This window comes from Methanobrevibacter sp. TMH8, assembly GCF_020148105.1.
GTDB lineage: Archaea > Methanobacteriota > Methanobacteria > Methanobacteriales > Methanobacteriaceae > Methanobinarius.
In genome coordinates, this window is record NZ_JAHLZE010000022.1 from 102524 (window position 1) to 127500 (window position 24977).

The 24977-nt window shown below is 26.9% G+C and carries 25 protein-coding genes; 14 read left to right on the plus strand and 11 right to left on the minus strand.

Features of this window, described 5'->3' with window-relative positions; translation table 11 throughout:
* Positions 1–60 precede the first annotated feature (60 nt).
* Positions 61–813 carry a phosphate ABC transporter ATP-binding protein PstB gene (pstB, locus tag KQY27_RS04580; protein WP_224425400.1) on the plus strand — a complete coding sequence of 251 codons (753 nt, stop codon included), beginning with the start codon at positions 61–63 and terminating at the stop codon, positions 811–813.
* A gap of 247 nt (positions 814–1060) precedes the next feature.
* Positions 1061–1726, plus strand: a complete 666-nt coding sequence (gene phoU / locus KQY27_RS04585) for a phosphate signaling complex protein PhoU (protein WP_224425401.1) — start codon at positions 1061–1063, stop codon at positions 1724–1726.
* 155 nt (positions 1727–1881) lie between these two features.
* Here the strand turns inward: phoU and KQY27_RS04590 are convergent, their stop codons facing one another.
* The 7 genes from KQY27_RS04590 to porC all read right to left on the minus strand — a co-directional run bounded on the left by KQY27_RS04590 (position 1882) and on the right by porC (position 7413).
* Complete coding sequence (locus KQY27_RS04590; RefSeq protein ID WP_224425402.1) at positions 1882–2736, minus strand: fumarate hydratase; 855 nt, start codon at positions 2734–2736, stop codon at positions 1882–1884.
* Between the two features lie 380 nt (positions 2737–3116).
* Positions 3117–3545: a 4Fe-4S dicluster domain-containing protein gene (locus KQY27_RS04595; RefSeq protein ID WP_224425403.1), complete on the minus strand. Its 429-nt coding sequence runs from the start codon at positions 3543–3545 to the stop codon at positions 3117–3119.
* Positions 3546–3654: 109 nt separating this feature from the next.
* Positions 3655–4158: a 4Fe-4S dicluster domain-containing protein gene (locus tag KQY27_RS04600; protein ID WP_224425404.1), complete on the minus strand. Its 504-nt coding sequence runs from the start codon at positions 4156–4158 to the stop codon at positions 3655–3657.
* 21 nt (positions 4159–4179) lie between these two features.
* Positions 4180–5049 (minus strand): pyruvate synthase subunit PorB, encoded by an 870-nt coding sequence (gene porB / locus KQY27_RS04605; protein ID WP_224425405.1) that lies wholly within the window; start codon positions 5047–5049, stop codon positions 4180–4182.
* Between the two features lie 106 nt (positions 5050–5155).
* Positions 5156–6295, minus strand: a complete 1140-nt coding sequence (gene porA / locus KQY27_RS04610) for a pyruvate synthase subunit PorA (RefSeq protein WP_224425406.1) — start codon at positions 6293–6295, stop codon at positions 5156–5158.
* A gap of 131 nt (positions 6296–6426) precedes the next feature.
* Positions 6427–6669: a pyruvate synthase subunit PorD gene (gene porD, locus KQY27_RS04615; RefSeq protein ID WP_224425407.1), complete on the minus strand. Its 243-nt coding sequence runs from the start codon at positions 6667–6669 to the stop codon at positions 6427–6429.
* 213 nt (positions 6670–6882) lie between these two features.
* Positions 6883–7413 carry a pyruvate synthase subunit PorC gene (gene porC / locus KQY27_RS04620; protein ID WP_224425408.1) on the minus strand — a complete coding sequence of 177 codons (531 nt, stop codon included), beginning with the start codon at positions 7411–7413 and terminating at the stop codon, positions 6883–6885.
* 639 nt (positions 7414–8052) lie between these two features.
* Between porC and KQY27_RS04625 the strand changes: the two genes are divergently transcribed.
* The 5 genes from KQY27_RS04625 (at position 8053) to KQY27_RS04645 (ending at position 13095) form a co-directional block, all read left to right on the plus strand.
* Positions 8053–9681: a dihydropteroate synthase-like protein gene (locus KQY27_RS04625; protein WP_224425409.1), complete on the plus strand. Its 1629-nt coding sequence runs from the start codon at positions 8053–8055 to the stop codon at positions 9679–9681.
* Positions 9682–9735: 54 nt separating this feature from the next.
* Entirely contained in the window at positions 9736–10668 is a 933-nt protein-coding gene (locus tag KQY27_RS04630) for a TIGR00269 family protein (protein ID WP_224425410.1), read from the plus strand.
* Between the two features lie 156 nt (positions 10669–10824).
* Positions 10825–11028: a MoaD/ThiS family protein gene (locus tag KQY27_RS04635; protein WP_224425411.1), complete on the plus strand. Its 204-nt coding sequence runs from the start codon at positions 10825–10827 to the stop codon at positions 11026–11028.
* A gap of 29 nt (positions 11029–11057) precedes the next feature.
* A complete protein-coding gene (locus KQY27_RS04640; protein ID WP_224425412.1) occupies positions 11058–11918 on the plus strand; it encodes an ARMT1-like domain-containing protein in 861 nt (286 codons plus the stop codon).
* Between the two features lie 313 nt (positions 11919–12231).
* Positions 12232–13095 (plus strand): NAD(P)-binding domain-containing protein, encoded by an 864-nt coding sequence (locus KQY27_RS04645; RefSeq protein ID WP_224425413.1) that lies wholly within the window; start codon positions 12232–12234, stop codon positions 13093–13095.
* 63 nt (positions 13096–13158) lie between these two features.
* Here the strand turns inward: KQY27_RS04645 and KQY27_RS04650 are convergent, their stop codons facing one another.
* Positions 13159–14496, minus strand: coding sequence for a cytidyltransferase (locus KQY27_RS04650; RefSeq protein ID WP_224425414.1), 1338 nt, complete (start codon positions 14494–14496; stop codon positions 13159–13161).
* 463 nt (positions 14497–14959) lie between these two features.
* Here KQY27_RS04650 and KQY27_RS04655 point away from each other — a divergent pair, with 463 nt between their 5' ends.
* The 4 genes from KQY27_RS04655 to KQY27_RS04670 all read left to right on the plus strand — a co-directional run bounded on the left by KQY27_RS04655 (position 14960) and on the right by KQY27_RS04670 (position 18482).
* Positions 14960–15670, plus strand: a complete 711-nt coding sequence (locus tag KQY27_RS04655; RefSeq protein ID WP_224425415.1) for a TetR/AcrR family transcriptional regulator — start codon at positions 14960–14962, stop codon at positions 15668–15670.
* 339 nt (positions 15671–16009) lie between these two features.
* Positions 16010–17503, plus strand: coding sequence for an MFS transporter (locus KQY27_RS04660; RefSeq protein ID WP_224425416.1), 1494 nt, complete (start codon positions 16010–16012; stop codon positions 17501–17503).
* A 92-nt stretch (positions 17504–17595) separates the two neighbouring features.
* Complete coding sequence (mcrD, locus tag KQY27_RS04665) at positions 17596–18030, plus strand: methyl-coenzyme M reductase operon protein D (RefSeq protein ID WP_224425417.1); 435 nt, start codon at positions 17596–17598, stop codon at positions 18028–18030.
* A 35-nt stretch (positions 18031–18065) separates the two neighbouring features.
* The gene (locus KQY27_RS04670; protein WP_224425418.1) at positions 18066–18482 is read left to right on the plus strand and encodes a hypothetical protein; all 417 of its coding nucleotides are present in this window, start codon (positions 18066–18068) and stop codon (positions 18480–18482) included.
* 415 nt (positions 18483–18897) lie between these two features.
* Here the strand turns inward: KQY27_RS04670 and KQY27_RS04675 are convergent, their stop codons facing one another.
* Positions 18898–19386, minus strand: coding sequence for a DUF308 domain-containing protein (locus KQY27_RS04675; protein WP_224425419.1), 489 nt, complete (start codon positions 19384–19386; stop codon positions 18898–18900).
* 497 nt (positions 19387–19883) lie between these two features.
* Between KQY27_RS04675 and KQY27_RS04680 the strand changes: the two genes are divergently transcribed.
* On the plus strand, positions 19884–20504 hold the full coding sequence (locus KQY27_RS04680) for a TetR/AcrR family transcriptional regulator (protein ID WP_224425420.1): 621 nt from the start codon (positions 19884–19886) through the stop codon (positions 20502–20504).
* Positions 20505–20620: 116 nt separating this feature from the next.
* Positions 20621–21229 carry a TetR/AcrR family transcriptional regulator gene (locus KQY27_RS04685; protein ID WP_224425421.1) on the plus strand — a complete coding sequence of 203 codons (609 nt, stop codon included), beginning with the start codon at positions 20621–20623 and terminating at the stop codon, positions 21227–21229.
* A 61-nt stretch (positions 21230–21290) separates the two neighbouring features.
* Here KQY27_RS04685 and KQY27_RS04690 read toward each other — a convergent pair whose 3' ends face one another.
* The gene (locus KQY27_RS04690; protein WP_224425422.1) at positions 21291–22397 is read right to left on the minus strand and encodes an archaeosine biosynthesis radical SAM protein RaSEA; all 1107 of its coding nucleotides are present in this window, start codon (positions 22395–22397) and stop codon (positions 21291–21293) included.
* A 339-nt stretch (positions 22398–22736) separates the two neighbouring features.
* Between KQY27_RS04690 and KQY27_RS04695 the strand changes: the two genes are divergently transcribed.
* Positions 22737–23774 carry a radical SAM protein gene (locus KQY27_RS04695; protein ID WP_224425423.1) on the plus strand — a complete coding sequence of 346 codons (1038 nt, stop codon included), beginning with the start codon at positions 22737–22739 and terminating at the stop codon, positions 23772–23774.
* A gap of 195 nt (positions 23775–23969) precedes the next feature.
* On the opposite strand, the gene mer is transcribed toward KQY27_RS04695, so the two are convergent.
* Positions 23970–24935: a 5,10-methylenetetrahydromethanopterin reductase gene (gene mer, locus KQY27_RS04700; RefSeq protein WP_224425424.1), complete on the minus strand. Its 966-nt coding sequence runs from the start codon at positions 24933–24935 to the stop codon at positions 23970–23972.
* Between the last annotated feature and the right edge of the window lie 42 nt (positions 24936–24977).

Sequence of the window (24977 nt, forward strand, 5' to 3'; positions counted from 1 at the left end):
AATTAACGTAATTTTAAATTAACGCAATTTTAATAGATATATAATTAATAAGGGGTTAATATGAACAGAATAGAAGTAGAAAATTTAAATGTGTATTTTGGGGATGCTCATATTCTTAAAGATGTTAATATAGAGATACCTAATAATACTGTTACAGCACTTATTGGGCCTTCTGGTTGTGGTAAATCCACATTCATTAGGACTATTAATAGAATGAATGACTTAATTCCAACATTTTCCCATAATGGGGATGTTTATCTTGATGGACAAGATATTTATGATCCAAAGATGGATGTAGTAGATCTTAGAAAAAAAGTTGGTATGGTTTTTCAGAAACCAAATCCATTTCCAAAGTCTATTTTTGAAAATGTTGCTTATGGACTTAAAGTTCATGGAATTAGTGATAATGATACTCTTTCTGCAAGAGTAGAAGAAAGTTTAAGAGCAGCTGCATTATGGGATGAAGTAGAAGATAAACTAGATAATTCTGCTATGGGATTATCTGGAGGGCAACAACAAAGATTGTGTATAGCTAGAACAATAGCTAACAATCCTGAAGTTATTTTAATGGACGAGCCTTGCTCTGCACTTGATCCAATTTCTACTACAAAAGTAGAAGATTTAATTCACAAGTTAAAAAAAGATTATACAATTATTATTGTAACTCATAACATGCAACAAGCTACAAGAGTATCAAAATACACTTCATTTTTCTTGCATGGAGAAATTATTGAAAGTAACTTAACTGAAAAGTTATTTGTAGATCCAAAAGATAGTAGAACTGAAGATTATATCACTGGAAGATTTGGTTAGTTGAAGTGATAATTATTTATTTTAGAAATAATATAAATTAATATAATTATATATGACTAAAATTATTATGTAATAAATTCTTTAGATAAACCCTTTAGAACTAAAATTATTATCTATTACTAAAATAATTATTGTAGTGAATCTTTATTATACTAAAATAATCTAATAATGAAATATAATCATAATAAATATAATCATAATAAATCCCAGTTGAAATTAAAAATTATTATTATAAGGGGATGTTTTAATGGATAAAGAATATCCAAGAATATCATTTAAAAATAGAATAAACAATGTGAAAGACGAAGCAGAAAAAATTGGCCAAATGGTTATTGAATCTCATCGTAAAGCAATTACTTTATTATCTGATTATGATGAAAATATAGCTGAAGAAGTAATAGCTAAAAGTAAAGAGATTGATGAAGCAGGATTTGACTTAGAAAGAAGATGTATTAAATTTATAGCTGTAGAACAACCAGTTGCTGGAGATTTGATGTTTATTGAGTCTACTATTCGGATTAACAGCCATGTAAAAAGAATTGGTTATTTAGCAGCTAATATGGCTGAATTATCAGTTTTAATTAAAGATACTTCAGTTCCAGATAAATTAATGGAAGATTTACAATATATGGCAGATTATGTTCAAATGATGTTAAGTAAAGGTATCTATGCATTTCTTGATCAAAATGTAGATATGGCAAAAGAACTTAGAAAAGAAGATGATAAAGTAGATGATCTTTTTGGTTCAATATTAGAACAAGTTACTGATGTCATGTTTGAAGACAAAGAAAACATTACTCAAACTATTAACTTAATATTCATAGCTAGATTCCTTGAAAGAATAGCTGATAGGGCTGTTGACATTGGTAGTAGGACTATTTTCATGTTGACTTTCAAAAAACCTAAAACTTAATTTTTTTAATTAGGATTTTAATTAAGATTTTAATTTTTAATCCTACTTTTTAATTATTTATTTTTTAGTTATTTATTTTTATTTTTTAGCTATTTTTTCTTATTTTTCGAATATTATTTATATTTTGATAATATTCATGTTATTTTATTATTATTTTATTTTATTCTCACTGTAGCATGTCTGTGAGCCCAACATTGAATACATACTCCGATAGGTAGTCCTGCAGTGTGAGTAGATATTTTTCCAACTTTAACACTAAGAGCAGTTGTTTTTCCACCTAGTCCCATAGGTCCAATTCCAGTATCATTTATTTCTTTTAAAAGTTCTTCTTCTAATTGTGCAAGTTGAGGGTCTGGATTTTTTTCTCTAATATCTCCAAGAAGCGCTTTTTTCGCTGTTTTTAAAACAAGATCAGAGGTACCGCCGATTCCTACTCCCACTACAATTGGAGGGCATGGTTTTCCACCAGCTTTTAAAACAGATTCAACAACGAATTCTTTTATTCCTTCTATTCCTTCACTAGGTAAAGCCATTTTTAGTAAGTTGTTATTTTCTGAGCCAAATCCTTTTGGAAGTATTGTAAATTCTATATAATCTTCATCTATTAATTCAATATCGATTTGTGGGATATTCTCTCCTGTATTGTCTCCTGTGTTTTTTCTTGTTAGTGGATCTACTATGTTAGGTCGAAGTGGTGTTTTTGATGTTGCTTTTTGGACTCCTTTCATTATTCCTTTGTATAATACATCATATAATTTTCCACCTTCAACTTCAACATTTCCAAGTTTTACAAAAATTATAGGACACCCAGTATCTTGACACATTGGGACTGATTTTTCTTCAGCAAGTTCAATATTCTTCAAAATAGCTTCAATATTTAGGCGAGGTAGCTCATCACTTTCAACTTTAAGAGCTTCTTCAAGTGACATTATAACATCTTCAGGTAGAGTTATGACAGCTTTTTTGTAAAGTTCATAAATAGTATTTTCAACAAGTTTTTCTGTTATCATTTTTTACCTCACTAAGTTTTTTAGCTATTAAAAAATTTCATTGTTTCTTATTTGTTAAAATTAGTATATTAAAGTTATTATTATGTTTGCTGATATGATTATAATTATTCATATCATTATTAATATCATATTTAATATTCTATTTAATATTATTATTCATATAATAAAAATGTATAAAAATAATTTATAAAAATAAAATATTTATAAGTTATTTTATATTTATAAGTTTAAAAAAAGATATAAAATGTATTAAAAAATCTAATTAGGTACTAATACTACTAATAATACTACAAATATTACTACTATATATTACTAATACCATTAATGTTATGGAAAATATTGTAAAAAAATAATTGGAAGATATTATAATAGTCAAAAAACTATTTCATAACTCCTTTTAATCTTTTTAGTTCGTTAGCTATTTTATCTTGTTTTTTGGAAACCATTTCAGAAGAATCATTGCTAAGCGCATTTGTTGGACAACATTCAACACATTGTTGTTCGTCTTCGTTTATACAAAGATCACATTTTTTTGCCTGTCCGATTTCATCCATGGAAATAGCTCCAATAGGACAAACATCTCTACACATTCCGCATCCAATACATTTTTCACCATTGATAATAATTGCCCCACCAAGTTCTTCAATAGCTCCTTCTGGGCAAATATTAAGACATGGTGCTTTTTCTGGTGTACAATGCATACAGAAAAGAGGCACTCCGTCATTGACTCTGATTGCATTCATTGGACAATTTCTTTCGCATTTTGCACAATCCACACAGAGTTCTGGGTTTGAAACTAATTCACTCATTTTAGAACCTTCTCATAGTTCATAATTAATAATTATAATATTTATTATTTTTTAATCTTCTAAAGTACATTATCTTCTAAAATTTATTAATTTTACTTTTCAGAATTTATTAACTTTCATCTTCGTAAGATTTATTGGCTCTTGTATTGCTAGTTAATATATTCAATATCCCTTTAGGTTTTGGTTTTTTAGAAGTTCCTGCAAGTTTTGATAAGTGCTCTTGTTGTTTTTGGAGTTTGATTTTATCAACATCCAACAAAGAAATTGCTCGTTTAGAACATGCTTTAATACAAGCTGGTCCTTCATCTCTATCTTCGCATTGATTACATTTTTGAGCTTTTCTATCTTCTACACTCACTGCTCCGAATGGACAAACCATCATACATAGTCCACAAGCTATACATTTGTCTTCTTCAATTCCTTTACCAATAATTGCTTCAGTAGGACATATAGCTTTACAAGGTGCATCTTCACATTGTTGACAAACTATAGGATAATATGTACCATCGATTTCTCTAATGATTATTCTGGAAGTTCCATAAAGTCCGCAACAAGCGCTTTCACAGTCTAAACAACCATCACACAAGTCCGGTTGAACTAATATTTTTTCCAACTTTAGTCCTCCAGTGGTTTTTTATTTTATTCCTAATTCTGCACATTGATTATCAACAAATTCTTGAATTTTTGTTTTCTCTTCTTCTGAAAGATGCTTAAATCTTTTTTGTGCATTTAAAAATTCATTTACAGGTTTTCTATCTTGTGGTTTATATGTTAATTCAAATTCACCATTTTCAATTTCATATAAAGGCCAAGAACCTGTTTCAACAGCTAATCTTCCAAGTTCAATAGTTTTTGAAGGATCATATCCCCAACCAGTTGTACATGGTTGATTTAAATGTATGTAAGCAGGACCATCAATTTCAGATGCTTTTTTAACTTTTTTCATAAAGTCTTCTGGATATGAAATAGATGCTGTAGCTACATATGGAACTCCATGAGCAGCTATAATAAGTGGCATATTTTTTTTAGGCTTATCTTCACCAAAACTTTCTTTTCCATGAGGTGAAGTTGTGGTAGATGCTCCGTAAGGAGTAGAAGCACTTCTTTGAATTCCAGTATTCATATAAGCTTCATTATCATAACAAATGTAAGTTAAATTGTGTCCTCTTTCCATAGCTCCGGACAAGGCTTGCATACCAATATCTGCAGTACCTCCATCTCCACCAAAAGCAACTACATTAGTATCTGTTTTTCCTTGAGCTCTAAGGGCTCTTTCAACACCAGATGCTACTGCACCAGCATTTTCAAAAGCTACATGTATCCATGGTATTTCCCAAGCTGTTTCAGGGAAAGGAGTTGTAATAACTTCTAAACAACCAGTAGCTGATATAGCTACTGTATTCCTACCTAATGCTTTTAAAGCTAACCTTACTCCTATGGTAGCTCCACACCCTGCACATCCTCTGTGTCCTGGTGCTAAAAGTTCTTCTTCAGGTAATTTCATTTTTATTCTCTCCTATTTATTATAATCATGTTAGTATAATTATGTTCATAATTTTGTATTATTCACATATCTATAATTGTATTATTTATAATTCTTATTTGTAGCTTTATTTTTTCAAACCAATCCAATTAATATCTTTTTCAGGATTTTTAGTTTTATTTACAACTTCATCAATTTCAGTTGGAGTTATATCTCTTCCTCCCAGTCCTAAAATAAAATCATATGCTTCAACATCGATTTTAGCTTTAACATCATTATATAAAGCTCCACCAACACCAAACAATATATTTTTATCAAGTACAGCTACTTTTGCATTTCTCACAGCTTTTTGAATCTTTTCTGCGGGGAATGGTCTGTATACTCTTACTTTAAGAAGTCCGACTTTTTCGCCTCGTTCTCTCATTTCATCAACACAGACTCTTACTGTACTACAAATTGATCCCATAGCCATGATTATGATTTCAGCATCATCACATTTGTATTCTTCAATGAAATCATATTTTCTTCCGAAAACTTCTTCAAATTCTTTATTAACTGTATCTATAACTTCTAAAGAATTTTCCATAGCTTCTTCAACTTGATATCTAGCTTCCATGTAATAATCAGGATCAGTTAATGTTCCAAGAGACATTGGTTTTGTTGGATCTAAAAATGCATGTTCTGGTTTATATTTTGGAAGGAATCTGTCTACTTGTTCTTGTTCTGGAATTTCCACTGGTTCTACTGTATGGGTCAATATAAATCCATCTAAACAAACCATGGAAGGCAATAAGACTTTATTATTTTCAGAAGTTTTATATGCCATAAGAATTGAGTCTAGGGATTCTTGCCCATTTTCACAATAAATTTGCATCCAACCGGCATCTCGTTGAACTATTGAATCTTGTTGATCGTTCCAAATACTTAATGGGGCTGATATTGATCTGTTCGCATCAGCCATAACTATAGGCATTCTCATTCCTGAAACTGCATATAATATTTCATGCATAAGCATTAATCCTTGGGAGGATGTAGCTGTAAAAACTCTTACTCCTGTTCCACTTGCTCCAAGCGCTGCACTAATGGCACTATGTTCAGATTCAACTCTAATATATTCTGCATCAATATCTCCATCAGCAACATATTGTGCAAGATATTCAGAAATTGATGTTTGTGGAGTAATAGGATAAACAGGAATAACTTCAGGTTTAGCTAATTTAACAGCTTCAGACACTGCCTTGTTTGCTGTCATAACTTTTTTTGTCATTAATAATTCTCCTATATTATTTGAAATTAAGCTATTATATGAATTTAAGCTTTTATATGAATTATTTTAAGCTATTATTTTTAAGCTATTATTATTTTAATTTTTATTAATTCTATTATTTTATATTAGTTTTATTCTCTTTTCATTTTAATAGCTTTTACTGGGCATTCTACTTCACATATGCCACAGCCTTTACAATAATCGTAATCTATATCATGGTCTTTATTGATACATCCTTCAGGACAGAACATAATACAGTTATCACAATCAATACATTTTTCTTTATCAAGGGTTGGTTTAAATGTTCTCCAACTTCCGGTTTTATTGTTACGAGTACTTCCGGGATTGGTTACTGCTCCTCCAATAGAATCCATCTCATCACCTTATTATATTTAATATTTAAATGTAATTTTTATAATAAATTTTTAATAATTAATATTTTTTTATAATTAGTATTTTTAATTAATATTTTAATTATTTAATTAATAATTTTAAATTAGTAATTTTAAAGAAATTTTTTTTAAAGTAATTTTTTAAAGTAATTTTTTTAAAATATATTTTTAGATAAATTTGATAAAATTAATTGTCTAAATTGTTTCATAAGCAATTTTAGCTGCTTTTGAATTTTTATCTCCTAATTTACCAGGAAATGTCTCATTTATGACTTTAATAATGGAATCAAGTGTCACTTCACCACTTTTTTTCGCAAATGAACCTAACATAATGGTGTTAACAATAGGAACTCCTAGATTTTCAAGAGCAATTCCAGTTGCATCGATATCATAAACTTCTTTGTCTTTATTGCTTTCTAGTTTTTCTTTTTTGTTAGTGTTAATGATAATCTTACTAGTATCTTTTACTCCAGAAAAGACATTTACAACATCTAATAGTCCATCATCAAGTACAACTACGTAGTCAGGATTTTGAACTTGGTATCTAACTTGTATTGGTTTATCATCAATTCTTGTGAACGCCATAACAGGTGCTCCCCGTCTTTCTACTCCAAAAAACGGAAATGCTTGTGAATATTTCCCATCTTCGAATGCAGCTTTAGCTAAAATCTCTGCTGCGGTAACGGCACCTTGTCCTCCACGACCATGAAAACGAATTTCAATCATTCAAATTTCCTCCATTCATCATGTATAATCATTATAAATTACAAGATATATAAACTTTTATAATTTATACAAAATTGAACATATCAATATTAGTTTTAGTAATACATCATTCACATTGAACAAAAATAGTATTTTTATATATAACATTAGGAATGATATATGATTCTTTTTATTTTTTAAAATTATTATAAAAATAGTAATCATTTATTATAAAGATTGATTTATTATTGTATTTATTATATAAAACTTATATAATCTCTTTTTATATTATTTCTTATATTATTTCAAATATATTTCATGATTATTTATTATTATATTTTTAAGTTTATATTTAATTAATGATTATAATTATTTATTTTATTTAATTTATTTATTATATTTATTATATTTAGTATATTTAGTATAATTGCTTATTTTATATATTTTATAATAGTAGCTATATAATTTATGAAAAATATAATTAAAGATATAATTAATAAAAATCTTATATTATATTATATTATAAAAAATTATACAATTATAAAATTATTCAATAAAATATTCATATTAAGATTAAAATAATCTAGAATTAATTAAATTAATTAAATTAATAAATTTAATAAAGTTAGTCAATGAAATCAAAAAATTGAAGAGGATTTTATGAAGATACTTATTGTAACCGGAAATTTAGCTTTTCCATTAGTTGAAAAAGCAGCTAAAGATTCAAATCATGATGTAATGATACATATAGCTGATACTCAAATAGCTGCTTTTTTAACTCCTAGAATGATAATTAATGAAATTGAGGATTATTATAGCAATGAATTAGCTAACGGTGAGATTGATATGATTATAACTCCTGGACTTATGAGGAAATCTACTGCTGATATTGCTTTTGCTTTAAATATTCCAACATTTAAGGGATCTACTGATGCAGCTGATTTAAAAATGGTTCTTGATTTGATTGATGGATTAGATGGGAATTTGGATCTTTCAACTAATAAACCTGCAGATAAATTAATTGAAGAAGAAAAAAGGAAACAAGCTATTGAATTTATATCTGATTTCGAGTCAGATTTGGAAATAAGGGAGGAACTTCTTAAAAAGCCAAATAATATTAAGGTTGGAAAATTAGCTGTTGGAGAAGATTTTCCAATGCGAATATTAGCTGAAATAGCTAATGCACCAATTTTAACTAAAGAAGAATTAATTAAAAAAGCTGAATACTTTTTAGCTAATGGTGCAGATATGATTGATATTGGGATGGTGGCTGGTGAAGATAAATCGGATACAATTCCAGATATGATAGCTACTCTCCGTCCAATTGTTGGTGAAAAAGCTCTTAGTATTGATACACTTAATCCAAAAGAAATAAGTGTAGCTATTAAACATGGAATAGATATGGTATTAAGTATAGACCTGGGAAATTATAAAGAAGTTTCATCTTTACTTAAAGAACATAATGTTCCTGCTGTAGCTTTACCAACTAATTTTACTGAGGGCAAAGTTCCACATACTGTTGAAGAGAGAATTTCTAGAATGGTTGAATTATCTGATGAGTGTAAAATTGAAGGTGTTGAAATCATAGCTGATTTAATTCTTGATCCTGTTAATAGTAGTAGTATTGTTGATTCTATTATTGCATGTAGAGAATATCATAAAATTCATAATAATCCAATGTTTTTTGGTGTAGGGAATGTGAATGAATTAATGGATTCTGATTCTGTTGGGGTTAATGCTTTGCTTGCAGGAATAGCTATGGAACTCGGAGCTAGTATTCTTTTTACTCCTGAAGAAAGTGGAAAAACTACTGGGAGTGTTTATGAACTATCTATAGCTAGTAAAATGATGTTTTTAGCTAAAAATAGAAATTCTATTCCAAAGGATCTTGGTATAAATCTCCTTGTTTTTAAAGATAAAAAGAAAAGACAAGATATTGATGGCCTTGAAGATTCTGATTTTGATGTTCCAGTAGAACAAGCAAGAGAAGCTAATCGTTTTGTCCTTGATCCAGCAGGTAGCTTTAAGATCAGAGTCGAACATGCTATCCATCCAGAAAATAGCAAAATTATTGTGACTCACTTTAAAAAGACAGTTCCTGATTTGACTATCGAAGGAAAATATACAAAAGAAATATATGATGAATTAGTAAGGCAAGGAATCATAACAAGAATGGAACATGCTGCATATTTAGGAGCTGAACTTCAAAAAGCAGAAATAGCTATGATAACTGGTAAAGAATATATTCAAGACTTTGATTTGTTCAAAAGACCTTTTGATTTGAATTAGATATGTAATTAGATATTTATGATATTAGAGATATAATAGTGTAGTGAAATAATTATGGAAATTTGTACAAAATGTGGAAATCCTAAAATTGTTATAAGGCGTAAACAGTCTGGTCAAGCTTTATGCCAAGATTGCTTTGTTGAAAGTATTCAAAAAAAAGCAATTAAAACAATAAAAAAAGAAAAACTTCTTGAAAAAGGAGATAAAGTTCTTGTTGCACTGTCTGGAGGTAAAGATAGTGTAACTCTTCTTGATATTCTTGATACTTTTCGTCAACGTAATATAATTGATTTATGTGCAGTAACTGTTGATGAGGGAATTGGAGGATATCGTCAAGATGGTGTTGCTATAGCTATCAATCATGCAAAAAGATTAGGAATAGAGCATAAGGTAGTTTCCTTTGAAGAATCTTATGGTATTACTCTTGATGAAATTATGAATCGTCCTAATCATAGAGGGTCTTGTACATATTGTGGAGTATTTCGTCGATGGATAATAAATAGAGTTGCACGTGAATTTGGAGCTAGTAAAATAGCTACTGGACATAACCTTGATGACGAAACTCAAGCAATTCTTATGAATTACCTCGAAGGAAATATAGATAATTTAACTAAAATTGGTCCTATAACAGATTCAAAAAGTCCACTTTTTACTCCAAAAATTAAACCTCTTCGTGAAATTCCAGAAAAAGAAATTGGTTTATATGCAATAGCTAGGGAACTTGAAGTTCATTTTGCAGGTTGTCCATATTCTCAAGAATCTTTTAGAGGAGAAATTGGTGAAATAATCAAAAATCTTTCTAAAGATCATCCTACTATAATGTATTCTACATTAAGTGGTTTTGATAAAATTAAAAAAGCTTTAAAGAAAGAATATAAAAGCGAATTTGAATTTGAAAGATGTAGTATTTGTGGTGAACCTTCTTCAAATAAAGTCTGTAGGGCATGTACCTTTTTAGAAGAGCTTGATAAAAAAGTAATTTTATAAATTATTTTTAATGAATTTATGATATTTTTATGTATACTTTTAAGTATATTTTTTTAATAGATAATAAATTAATAGATAAAATTTTTTTAAAATGAATCAAATGCATATATTTTAAAATGAATTTAAATATATATTGTGTATAAATTAGATGATAAAATGAATTTTAAACTTATATTTAATAATAAAAATGAAATAAAATCTCTTGATAATGATAATACTTCTATAAAAGATGTACTTAATGAAATGGATTTATCTTCTGAAACAATTGTAGCTAAAAAAAATGGAGATATTGTTATAGAAGATGAAAAGATTCAAGATGGGGATGAAATTCAAATAATTCAAATAATATATGGTGGATGATGGAGGATAGTAGATAATGGAGGGTAAATATGAAAGTCTACTATGAATGTGGGCCTTGTTTTATTCGTCAAGCTAAAGAAGCTATGGATTTAGCTACTGATGATAATGAATTAAAAATTAACCTTATTGAGGATATTTTTGACTTTTTAGCTGATAATTATACTCAAAATGCTTCTTCTAATAAATTAGGTTCTGTTATTCATCGAATGATTAAAGAAAAAACTAATTGTTCTGATCCTTATTCAAAAGAAAAGGTCATTGGTAATAAAATAGCTTTAGAATTTCTTCCCATGATTGAAAAACTTCTTGAAGAAGATAATAGTCTAGAGAATTATATTAAAATAGCTATTGTTGGTAATATACTAGATTTTGGAGCTTTAGGTCTTGATTTTAATCCTCAGGAATTTATTTTGTCAAATTTAGATAAAAATTTAGCTATCAATCAAATTGATCAATTTAAAGAAGCTATTTCTAATCATAAAGATGTCCTCTTTTTAGTTGATAATACTGGTGAAATCGTTTTTGATAAGCTACTTATTGAAAAATTAATTGAACTTGGTCTTAATGTAACAGTAGCTCTCAAAGAAAAACCAATTCTCAATGATGCATGCATGGAAGATGCTAAATCTGTTGGTTTAGATGAAATAGCTAAATTAACAACTATTGGAACTGATTCTATAGGTTTGATATATGATGAAGCATCTCAAGAATTTAAAAATCTTTTTGATAATTCAGATTTTGTAATAGCTAAAGGACTTGGCAATTATGAAGGTTTAACTGAAACTAATCTTGAAGGTAAAGATGTTTTTTCTCTTCTTTGTGTAAAATGCAGTGCAGTATCTAAAGATATTGGTATTGGTGAAAGAGAAAATATTTTGTTGAAATTATAAGACTATTTTATAAATTATAAGATTCTTTTATAATTTTATAATTTTAACTAATATTTCTATTAAAATAATATTTCAATTAATTATTGATTAACCTAATAATTAATCTAATAATTAATCTACTAGATATCTAATAATATAAAGTATTTAATATTATAAAAACAAAAAGAATAATTGATGAAATTAAGATAAAATTTTAAAAATCTTTAAAAAATCATTAAAAATATTTCAAAAATATTTTAAAAATATTTTATAAAAAATTACAACAAATAAAATATGATAATAAGGATATAGCTGTTGTGATAGTGGTGTTAAATTGAAAGTAGGATTTATTGGGTTTGGAGAAGTAGCTTCAATATTAACAAGAAGGCTTCTAACAAGAAGACTTTATGATAATGATGTTGAAGTAATAAGTTCTACAGAAGGTAGAAGTCAAGAAACTAAGAAATTAGCTGAAAACTCTTTAGCTACTATGGTTGATAGTTTTGAAGAAGTAGCTGAATCTTCAGATATTTTAATTTCTGCAACAACTCCTTATGAAGCATTAGATGTAGCTAAAAAATATGGTTCGTTGGTAAATGGAGTTTTTTTAGATTTAAATAATATTTCTCCTAAAAAAACTTTAGAAATAAGTAGTATTTTTGAAAATACTATTAATTATAATAGTGGCTATACAAATAATTATAGTAATAATGTAACTTATTCTTCTGTTGAAGAAGATGATTCTATTTTTATTAAAGGCGCTATTATGGGCAGTATAAAATCTCCAGAATCTTTAATTTATGTATCTGGAGAAAATGCTAATGAATTAGAAGTTTTAAATGATTATGGTCTTAATATTCATGTTATCAGTAAAAATGTTGAAGATAGTGCATATATAAAGATGCTTCGAAGTATATATACAAAAGGAGTAACAGCCTTACTTTATGAAGTTTTTAATCTTTCTGAAAATATGGGTTTAACTAAAGAGTTATTTGAATCTTTGATTAATACAGAGGGAGAAAATTTTGAAGAACAAACAAAATCTCGTATAGATAGTTTAACTAAATCCCATGAAAGAAAATTTCAAGAAATGACTGAAATTTTTGAATTTTTAAAAGAAAATTCTAATAAAGAAAGTCTTCAAGATGACCTCATTATTACTGAAGCTACTAAAAATAAATTTAAAGATATTAAATAAGTAGCAATTAATCTATTCTACATTTTTTTATTTTATATACTCTTATTTTATTAAATTAATCCCTTATTCATTAATGAGTATTCTTATTCTAAAACCAGATTTTGTTTTTATTATATTAGCAGATACTGGAATAAATTGTGAATCAATTATATATCTAAGATATGTAACTTCTTTAGCAGGTAGCTTTAGATTAGTTTTGATTTTCTTTTTATCTACTTTAATTTCACAGGAAAGTTTCCCATCTTTATCAACATATATCTGAGGAATTAATTCTTCTGACATGTTTTGATTTTGTTCTGATTTTTTATTATCTAATTTTTTATTAAGTAATTTTGTTTCAAATTTTGTAAGATATAGTCCTGCATCAAAAGATAATGGAATTTCATCCATTGTTATATTTGGATTACTTCTGAATTCTTCGTTAGCTATACTAGCTAATTCTCCTTTTTCACACTGTGTAGCTACATAATAAGATCTTTCGATTACCTTATCCACACTTTGTTCATGTGGTATTACACCTTTTTTTTCATAGCTCCTCATTAAATTTACAACTTCTTGTCTGCTTACTTTTTCTTCAATAGCACTAATAGCTAATCTAGTGAGAACTGGCCCATAACCTGCTCGTCTAAAAGTTGCCCAAACAGACTCTTCATCTCTGTAAACCCTACCTTTTACTATTTCATTTATTGCATTTCCATTTAAATAAGCTAACTTCATGAGATTTGGACGAGAACAAGTATTCATCCTTTTATTAATATATTTCCAGTTTCTTTCTTCAGGAATTGTACCTTTCTTTATCTCTCTTTCAAGAATTTTTATGGTTGATTTTGGTAGTAATTCTTTTGTTTGCTCTGGTATTTCCATATCATTTTCAATAATTGACCTTCTAATTTCTCTTCCAGAAATTTTTCCATTAAATTCTAATTCTGGTATGATATGAAATTTCATGTTTCGTCCATATTTTTCTTTTAAAAATTCATTTACTGCAAACCATCTTATAACATTTCTATTGGGGAGATCTCTTGGAATTCCAACAAATATGCCTTGTTTTACAAATTTTTCCGCATATTTGACAATTTTTGGTGTAGATACATTAGCTGCATCAATGTAATCCACTACTCCATCTTCTATCATCATAGCTATTCTTATTGGAACAGAATATGCTAATGTGAGTCTATGGTGGAGTCCTTCAATCCCAACTACTTTGTCTGCTCCAGCTGCTAAAGCCATATCTTTCCTTGCCTCAAAAGAAGTAAAAAATGGAGCATGATTTGCACTAAAACCCTTGTTTAAATATATTGCTACTTTGTCTCCAGTTTCTTCAGCTATTTCTCTTCCTTTCTCAATTAGCTTTACATGTCCTAAATGTACTGGATCAAAATCGGCACTTATTCCTATCATAACAATACCTATATTTGTAATTTTATAATCTGTTTTTATTTATTAATTTTTATTAATTATTTTGGTTTTTATATCAAATTTATTCTAGAATTTAATAAGTTTATATTAAATAAATTTATATTTATTAAGTTTATATTCTTATATTCTATATATTTTATATTTCTATATATTTTATTATTTTATTATCATTACCTTATAATTGTAGTAAATATTTTAGTTTAACTACTAATTTATTATTTTATGTATGATTATTGGTGCTTATTTTATAAATAGAAAAATATATAATTATATTTAATTAATATATCTATAAAAGTATATTGTCAGAAATAAACCAAAAATAAACTTGAAAATGTAAAATATAAAATATTTATTATATGATTTATTGATAGAAACTTTATATATGTATAAATATCTAGATGTCAAAGTATTAAGATAATAAATAATAAGATATATTGGTGAAAGAATGTCAGTTTCAAATTGGAAGGAAAGAGAAAGGGAACAAAGATGTAATGATATATTAGATGTTGCAGAAACTCTTTTCTTTTCAAAAGGATATGATAATGTTTCTATGAATAGTATAGCTAAAGAAGTTGGATTAGGCAAATCAACCCTTTATATTTACTTTGATAATAAGGAAGAACTTTTTTATGCTGTAGTTTTGCGTGGAGTTAATATTTTAAGTTTCATGATCAAAGAAAAAGTTGGAAAAGAAGATACAGGAATTGAAAAACTTAATGCATTTAAAAAGGCATATGAAAAATTCATCAAAAAATATCATGAATATTTCCAAGCTTATAATTACCTCAAATCAGGAAGATTTGATTTAAATTATATGCTAAGTAGTGATTACAGCGAAATTTTGATGAAGAGTATGTTTTATTCGGTACATATTCCCTCTAATTTCTTAAATGCTAATGAAACTATAAAAGAAATTTTTAAGTTACGGGAGAAAATTTTCTTTACATTGTATAAATCTATAAAATTAGGCATAAAGGAAGGAACAATAAGATCGGATGTTGACCCTTTAAAAATAACAATTTTACAGATTCTAATTTGTGAAAATATGGGTAATTTGCCTTTTGACTTTAGAATGATAATTGAAGGTCAAGGGTTAAATTATGTAAATTTTACTAAAGAGCTAGATGATTTTGTAAGTCAGCTTTATATCAAATAATAATTTTATATCAAATAATTATAAAATAATTATAATAATCATAATAATTTTAATTAAAAAATCCAATTAATATTTCATTTTCCTTTTTTTAAGATTAAACATTTATTTTAGTCAAAATGCATATTTTTAAAAAATTATTCTCGTTTAACGACTATATATCCTATTTTTTATTAATTTATTATCTACTTTTTACATATTTTTCATCTATTTCATTTGGCCATTAGTTAATTGTAAATTTTATCGAAATATTTATATATCTGTTTGTCCACTAGTTATGATAATGACCAATAGTCATATAAAAAACTGTTGGTTATATCATGAAAATTAGGAGATTTGATAATGGAAAATACAAGTCAAAATCAAGAGATATCTGATCATGTTTATAAAAACAGGTATATAATTTCAACTATAGTTCTAATTGGCGTATTAATGTCAATATTAGATGGATATATGGTTACAATAGCATTACCAACAATTACTACACAATTCAACATAGATGTAGGATTATCACAATGGATAATAACTGGTTATTTGGTAGTAATGACTGCATTATTTATATTTTTTGGAAAGATCTCAGAATATACTGGTAAAACAAAATTATTCTTGATGGGATGGATTTTGTTTACATTAAGTTCATTAGGGTGTGGTTTATCTTTTGGGATTACTGAACTTATCATCTTTCGTATAGTTCAAGCTATAGGTGCTTCTATGATAGCAGGAGTTTCTGGTGCAATACTTTTTCATGCATTCCCTCCAAATGAAGTAGGTAAAGCTATGGGATATTTTGGAGCTACATTAGCTGTAGGTTCTTTAATAGGTCCTGGACTTGGAGGATTTATTACTAACTTCATTGGTTGGCAGTATATATTCTTAGTAAATGTACCACTTGGTGTTGTTCTGATTTTAGGTGCTCTAAAATATCTTAAAATCCCTGAAAACACTTCAAAGAATCTTAATATAGATTGGATAGGGACAATAACCTTTGTTATTTCTGTAGCAACATTAATAATGTTTTGTGGTGAGTTAGCCAATAGTATATCATTCACTATGTATTTGGTAATGTATGGAGTTGTATTCCTATTGTCTACTGTTATATTTATCATACAGGAATCTAAATGTAAAGATCCAATGCTTGATTTATCTATATTTAAAAATAGAGATTTTTCACTACCTGTACTAAGTTTGTTAATCTTTTCTATAGCTCTAAATATGGCAATTATTGTAGGTCCTTTCTATTTTCAAGGAGTTATGGATTACAATCCTTCACAAGTAGGATTATTCTTCATGATTGTTTCTTTAGCAATGGTAGTTACATCACCGATTGGAGGGAAACTTTATGATAAATATCACTCAAAATATGCTTCAGGAATTGCTGTACTGATATCTACAGTTTCTTTTGTGTTGTTAGGTTATGCTTATTTGATAATGAACATTAGTATGATGATAATTGCCTTAATTTTATGGGGGATTGGGAATGGTTTATTTACAAGTCCAAATACTACTGAAACTTTGAGTGCTCTTCCTCGAGAAAAAACTGCTATTGCTTCAAGTGTATCAACAACTGCTAAAAGCCTTGGTGGGGCATTAGGAGTATCTTTTGTAAGTATTTTCCTCACAATGAGCTTAAGCACAGCAGGGTATAATGGAGAAATACTATTGGCAAGTCAATCAATTTTATCAAATTCAATCAGTACTATTATGTTTGCAACAGGGTTCCTATGTATTTTAGCTACTATAACAACTGTATTAAGGAATATAAATAGGAAATCTGTATTATATGGTGAGTTAAATGAAATGCAAGAATTTTCATCTGAAAAACATACTGATGATTAAATTTTATAAGTAAATATTGAATAATGGCTTGAAATTTGGAATATCTTTATAAATGTTGCGAAATTGTTGTGAAATGTAAAGGAGATGATTGAATGGATATTGAAATTTTTCCAAACAGATATTTAAGTGCTGATACAACTGAAAAATTGTTAAAAGATCTTGATGAAATTGAAGGTATAATAAAAATGGTCTTACATGGACAAAGACTACCTCCAGCTGAAATGGGACATCCTGATCGTAAAGTTATATCTATCAAAGGTCAAAAAATTGATTTACAAGTTAAAACTGGTAGAATTCTAATGGAAATCAAGGAAGAATCAATTATAGATGAAATAAGGAATGTATGTGAGAATCACCTACAATTTGGATTTAATATAAATAATGGAACATATATCAGAAAACAAAAAACTGTTAGTGATAATCTAAAGTATGGTAAAATTTTAGATGATTTGTCTGATGAAATTGTTGGGTTAACTGATCAAAATGCTCAACTTAGTGAAAGAGTAAAAATACTTAAAAAGAAATAAATTCAACTTTTTTTTTTATTTTAAATGGGATTAAAATGAGTGATGTTGAAATAAATGGGAATATAACTCCTAAAAGAAAGATTATAATGGTTTTACAATGGATTAATCGAAAAACAGCGACTAATGAGGGGTGTGAACAATTTTTAATTAAAAAAATTGTCACAGGAACAAACAAATATATATCTACAAAGAATAAGTTCTTGAAGTTATCTCCTGAGGTCTTAAATGATGTTTTATATAATATGGAATCTCAAAATAAAGTTAAATTTGAAATTAAATTTGGAAGAGAAGATATTAGACTTTCTATATATAAAAACACTTTTTCGATATCTACAGTTAATAAGGAACTTGAGATAGAAATAGCTGAAAAATTAGAATCAGAAGGGAAAAAGATGTATCCTGTTATTTGTTCAAAATTTCCAGGGCGTTTAGGAATTACTAACTTCCCTTAATCTAATTATCATCTGAAATTAAAAAATATTAAAAACTTTTATTTTTTTATTTATATGCTAAAAGGCATAAAATCTATAAAAACCATATAAAAACAACTATCAATAAAACTATTAAAAAACTATTAAATAGCTATTGAAACAATTATTAAAACAAGCTATTGAAACAATTATTAAAACAGGTATAAAATTATGTAAAACAGGTATAAAAGAATTCAAAAATGAACAGAATCAAAAATAGGATCAAAAATGGAATCAAGAATAGAATTAAGAATAAAAATATTATATTAGGCTAATATAATCAGATTTTATTAAAATAAAAAAATAATAGTATATTGATATTAATAAATGAAAATGAATTATTTATAGATAATATTATCTTTTTTATTAATATCATTATATTTTATTGTTTTTAATTTTAACTATTATCTGCAAATCTTAGTATTCCAGTTAATATTAACCAAATTCCAATTAATGCTCCTAAAAATGTAGGGTTTTCTAATATTGTACTTGCCAATATTATGTAAACAATACCTAATACAACTCCAACAACTCCACTCCAGAAACCGAAACTTCTTTCTCTGTTTCCAATTAAAGTCATAAGTCCAACTATTATAAGTAATATTCCAGCTAAATAAACTGTTAAACCAGCTAGATAAATAAATGCATTTGGACTAAATATTAAAAGTAATCCTAGAATTAATATTATAATTCCAATAATTATTGTAGCTATACTCTTTTTAGGGCTATAATCTATTTCTGATATTCCACTTATTAATAAAAAAACGCCCATTAGAAGCACTGCAACCCCTATGATTGCTTGTGCACCAATTATCCCTAACATTGGAAATATTAGTATTATAATCCCCAATATTATTGCTAAAAAACTAATCATCGATTTTTTCATTTTAAACCTCCACACTACAAACCACAATTTTTTTTAAATATCCATCTTATAAATATCATTTTTTTCAATGATAGGTCTATAAAATTTATATAAATTATTATATGGTTAATTATTTGATTTATAATTATATATTCTTTTGTATTTTTTATGAAGTTCAGATAAGTATTTATTTAATTCAATAAATCAAAAATAAAATTAATTTAGTTATAAAATATTTATTACCAGATATATTTTATCATTGTTAATTTAATATTACTAAATTAAAATATAAAATTGAATATTTACATCAATGATTATAGATTATTCACAAGAATTATTCCTTTAATATAATAAAATAAGATTTAACATACATATAATCAATATATGGTTATTGATTATATGTCTATTATTTATAATTATAGATTATAATTGTAGTTTATAACAATAGATTATATAATTAAAAAATTTGAACTTTCATTTTATAATAGTTTTTATATTATGTAAATTAATATATTAATATGATCTTGAACACGAACAACAGAGATAAAATACTCCAAATAGCTTTTTTATTATCACTAAAAAATGGTTTTGATAGGGTATCTATAAAACAAATTCAAAAAGAATCTGGACTTGCTGCTGGTTCAATATACTATTATTTTGAAAATAAAGATGAAATTTTAGTAGCTATGTTTAATAAATATGTTTTAGGGAGAGTCTTTCTATTTAAAGAAACTATAAGAAATCTAAATTGTCCATTCATTGAAAAATTAAGGTTTATTTTTACTTATAGTGCTGATTTTTTTAATAAAAAAGAGAATGGCATCAATGATTCAATTGTGTCTGAATTAAACTATGAAGACTATCATGTTTTATCTATGAGTATTTATCATCAATATCCTGAAGTTAGGCCACAATTTATTGAAATGCACAATGATATAAATGATTTTTACGGTGAATTAATTCAAGAAGCTATTGAAAATGGTGAAATAAGAGACGATGTTGAGATTAAAGCATTAATTATACTTATTCAATCTTCATTAAGAGGAAAGTTGGATTTATGGATGAATCAATCAGAGTTTTCATTTGAAGAACTTGTAGAAGCTAATATAAACATGCTTTATGAGGCAATTAAAAAATAGTTGTTGTCAGATAGGGGTTAGATTTTAAGAATTATATAATTAGGAAAATAAGTAATTACTAAACTTTGGTTTTATTTTCATAAATGAAAATTTTTATCAATGTTTAAGGGGTTTATATGAATACTAAAGATAAAATAATTGAAATAACATTTTTACTCTCACTAGAAAATGGTTTTGATAGGGTATCTATAAAACAAATTCAAAAAGAATCAGGGGTTTCTTCAGGATCAATATATTATTATTTCAAAGATAAGGATGATATATTGGTGGAAATACTTAATAGATACCTTATGGGTAATATTCCTCTATTCAAAGAAGCTGTAAGAAATTCAAGCGATTCTTTAAGAGAAAGATTAAGGGTTGCTTTTATTCTTACAACTACTTCTTTCAATAAAAAAGAATTTCACTTCAATAGTCTAACTACACGTAAATTTAATCATGAAGACTATTTTATGTTGCTTACTAGTATTTTTCATCAATATCCTGAAGTTAGACATATGTTTCATGAGATGCAGCATGATTTAAATGATTTTTACTATAAGTTACTTCAAGAAGCTATTGAAAAGGGTGAAATAAGAGAGGATATTGATATTAAAACAATGAATATATTTATTCAAAGTTGTATAAAGGGACATATAACTCTATGGTTAAATCAGTCAAATTTTTCATTGGAAGAGATTGTGAAAGATGATGTAAAAATGATTTGGGAGATAATTAAAAAATAAGTGTTTGTTGAATATTTCTTAGATTTTTAAAATGAATTTACAAGTGAATTTATAAATGGATTTATATCAATGGTAAATTCTTTGTTCTTGTTTTGGATTTGTTTAATCCTGATGATTCTATTTCAGCTATCCATTCTTTTTTGCATTGACAATCATAATCTTCAATAGGAATTTGTTCAATATTTGAATATATTATTTTGTGTTTTAAGTCTTTATTGCATTTTTTACAATTGTAAGGTCCTCTTCTTGAACCAAATCCAGATGTATCCATAAATGCAGGAATACTTAGATTTTTTCTAGTTTCATTAATAATTTCAATAACACTCCAAATCCAAGGAGGTTGATATGCACCTTTTCTCCAAAGTCTTTCAATTAAAGTTCCTCTGTGTATGGTAGCTGGACAAAAAGATACTCTGTTAACTCCAACAGTTTCACAATATTTCGCTGTTGCTATAGCTTCATCAATAGCTTCTTTTTCTGAAGTTAATATAGGTTTTACAAAAATATATGCTTTAGATTTAGCTACATAACTATTATCATTATCATCATTGATTTTAGCTAGTATATTTACAGCTTTTTCGAAATCTTCTTTTGTAAATCCTTTATTAATTTTTTCCTCTCTTGTAAAATCATTTTCAGATTCTAACCCCATACTGACTTCAAACAGTTTTTCAGGAATAAATGAAAAAATTTCTTTTAAAACTTCTTCATTCACATATTCAGGACGAGATTCTACAATAACTTCTTTTATTTCATCTATATTAGCTATTATATTTAATATTTCGTCTCGAGCTTTTTTTGGAACTTCTTGAGAATTTAAAAAACTTCCTGATGCAAATATTTTAATAGCTATTGGCATATTTTTCCCATCAGATTTAATTTCATCAATATATTTTCCTAATTGTTCATTAAATAGTTTTATAATTAAATCTGCACTAATAGGTTCTAATGTACAATCTGAAATATAGCTACACATTGTACAACCTCCTGATTGGGAAAGTGCCCATGAACATCCAGGAGTTGGAACTATTATAAATAAACTCTTTCCAGCTCCAGCATATAGTAAGTCTTCTTGATACCAGCTAGTAGCTAATTTTTCTGGAGGTCTTACTTTCATCCTTTCAAGATAATTATCTCTTATTTCTTTTGTAAGTTTTTGAATTTCCATTATTTGTTCCCTATATTATTTTATTTAATATATTTTTATTATAATATTCTATTATATAATAAATTACTATTTATTACTAATTATTATATTCGTATTATCCTATATTCTTATTTTTATTCTTATTTTTAATCATTATTATCAATAAAATTATTAGCTTTAATTAATATAAATAATATTGATACAAATTATATAATTGAATAATTAAAATTTAATATGATTAATATATTGGTATAAATTGATTATTGTTGATACAAATTTTAATCATTGATAATATAGATATTGGTAAATTTATTGATAATATTATAATTGATAAATTATTTAAGTTGATTTTTTAGTTTTTTGGAGAGTAATATTATTTCTGATTATTCCTTAGATTCTTTTATTAAAAATAGTTCTGATGATGAGAACAATAATTCTGATAAAAAGAGAAACAAAGCTGACAACAATATTGGACTTAATGATGTTGTAAATTATTCTGAAATTGCTAAAAAATATGGATTTAAAGAAAAAAATGTTAAAACTATTCTTAATAAAGCTAAAAATACTAGAAGTATTTTTTTAGGTGAATATTCTCTAAATCCTTATTTAGGATGTTCTTTTGATTGTGAATATTGTTATATTAATGGAAGTAAATATGCTGATTCCACTAATTCTTTTTATATAAAATCAAACTCAATAAAATTGCTCCGAAACCAGCTAAAACAAAAAGCAAAATCTGGAGAGCGAGCAGTATTTCTCATTGGATCAGCTACTGATCCATATATTGATATTGAAAAAGAATTGTTTATTACTAAAGATATTTTGAAGTTATTTAATAGATTCCGATTTCCAGTTCATATAGTAACTAAATCTGATCTTGTTTTAAGAGATATTGATATTTTAAGGGAAATAAATGATAATGCTATATTACCTAAAGATATAGCTAATTTAAAATCAAAAGTCATGGTTACATTTTCTTTTTCAACTGTTGATTCAGTTATAGCTAGACTCTTTGAACCTAATGCACCAAGTCCAAAAAGAAGACTTGAAGCTATGAAAATTTTGAAAGAAGAAGGTTTTTTAGTAGGTGTATCAGTGATGCCAATGTTGCCGTATATTTCTGATAACAAAACAGCTATCGATGAAATGTTTGCTGAATTTAAGAATGTTGGTTGTGATTATGCTTTTTATGGAGGATTAACTCTCTTTGGAGATACCGCTAGTGATTCAAAAACAAAATATTATAAAATTTTAAAGGAACATTTCCCGGATATTATTGAACCAACTAAAAAAATATTTGGAAATAATGATTATTCTAGTACTAGCTATCAAAATAAAATATATAAAAGATTTGCTGATATTTCTGAAAAATATAGTATTAGAAATAAAATAATTTAAAAATTCGATATAAAATAATTATTAAAAATTTATAAAACAAGTAAACAAAGCTAATAAAAAAAGAATATCAAAAACACAAAGAAAAACAGTAATAAAAACAATATTAAAAACATTAGTAATAATATTAGTAAAATTATCTATAATAAAAATAACTATAATAAAAATAAAAAGAAAAATAAAAAAATAAAGAAGAAATTAGTAACTTGAGATAACTTCTCCTAATAATTTTATAGATTCTTCTTTGTCTTTTCCGATTGGGGAACCAGCTACGTATTGAGTAACTCCACCAGCTTCAAGAGCTTTGATTTTTGGAATAAATTCATCAGGAGTTCCACATACAGAAAATGCATCGAGTAATGCGTCATCTACAGTTCCAATAGCTCCTCCGAAATCACCTTTACCGATTAATTCACCGAGTTTTTCGTTAATTCCAGCAGGTAATCCGTGTCTTTCTAAGACAGGAGGTGGGGAACCAGCAGCAATGAATGCAACTACGATTTTTGCAGCGTTTTTAGCTGCTTCAGAGTCAGCACCAATTGAAGTTGCAGTGTATGCACCAACATCTACATCAGATAAGCTTTTACCAGCAGCTTCTGCTCCTTTTTTGATTAAAGGAATAGCTGCTTCATAATCTTTAGGATTGGATGCGTTAATTAAAACACCATCAGCAATTTCACCAGCAGTTTCTAACATTTTAGGTCCTTGTGCACCTTGATAAATAGGGATTAAATCTCTTACAGCTTTAACTCCACCTAACTGTGCTCCACTAGGAGTTTTTTCACCAGCTAATAAAGTTCTCATTTCTGCAACGGATTCTTTTATGGTAGTAACTGGTTTAGTCCATTCAATTCCTAATGCATCGAAAGTAGCTTTATCACCAGGTCCAATACCTAAGGTAGCTCTTCCATTAGAGATTTCATCTAAAGTAGCTATAGCAGCAGCAGTTATTGCTGGAGCTCTTACGTAAGGATTGGTTACACCAGGTCCTAATTCAATAGTTTCAGTTGCGTCAGCAATTAATGCTAATGCTTCGTATACGTTTTTGTTGTTGTAATGGTCAGTAATCCAGGCATATTCAAAACCTACATCTTCTGCCAATTTAACAAGCTTTGCAATTTTGTCCAAAGGTTCATTTGGAACGAATTCGATACCAAACTTCATATTTTATCACCAATTAATTTTTAAGTGTTTTTGTATATAAAG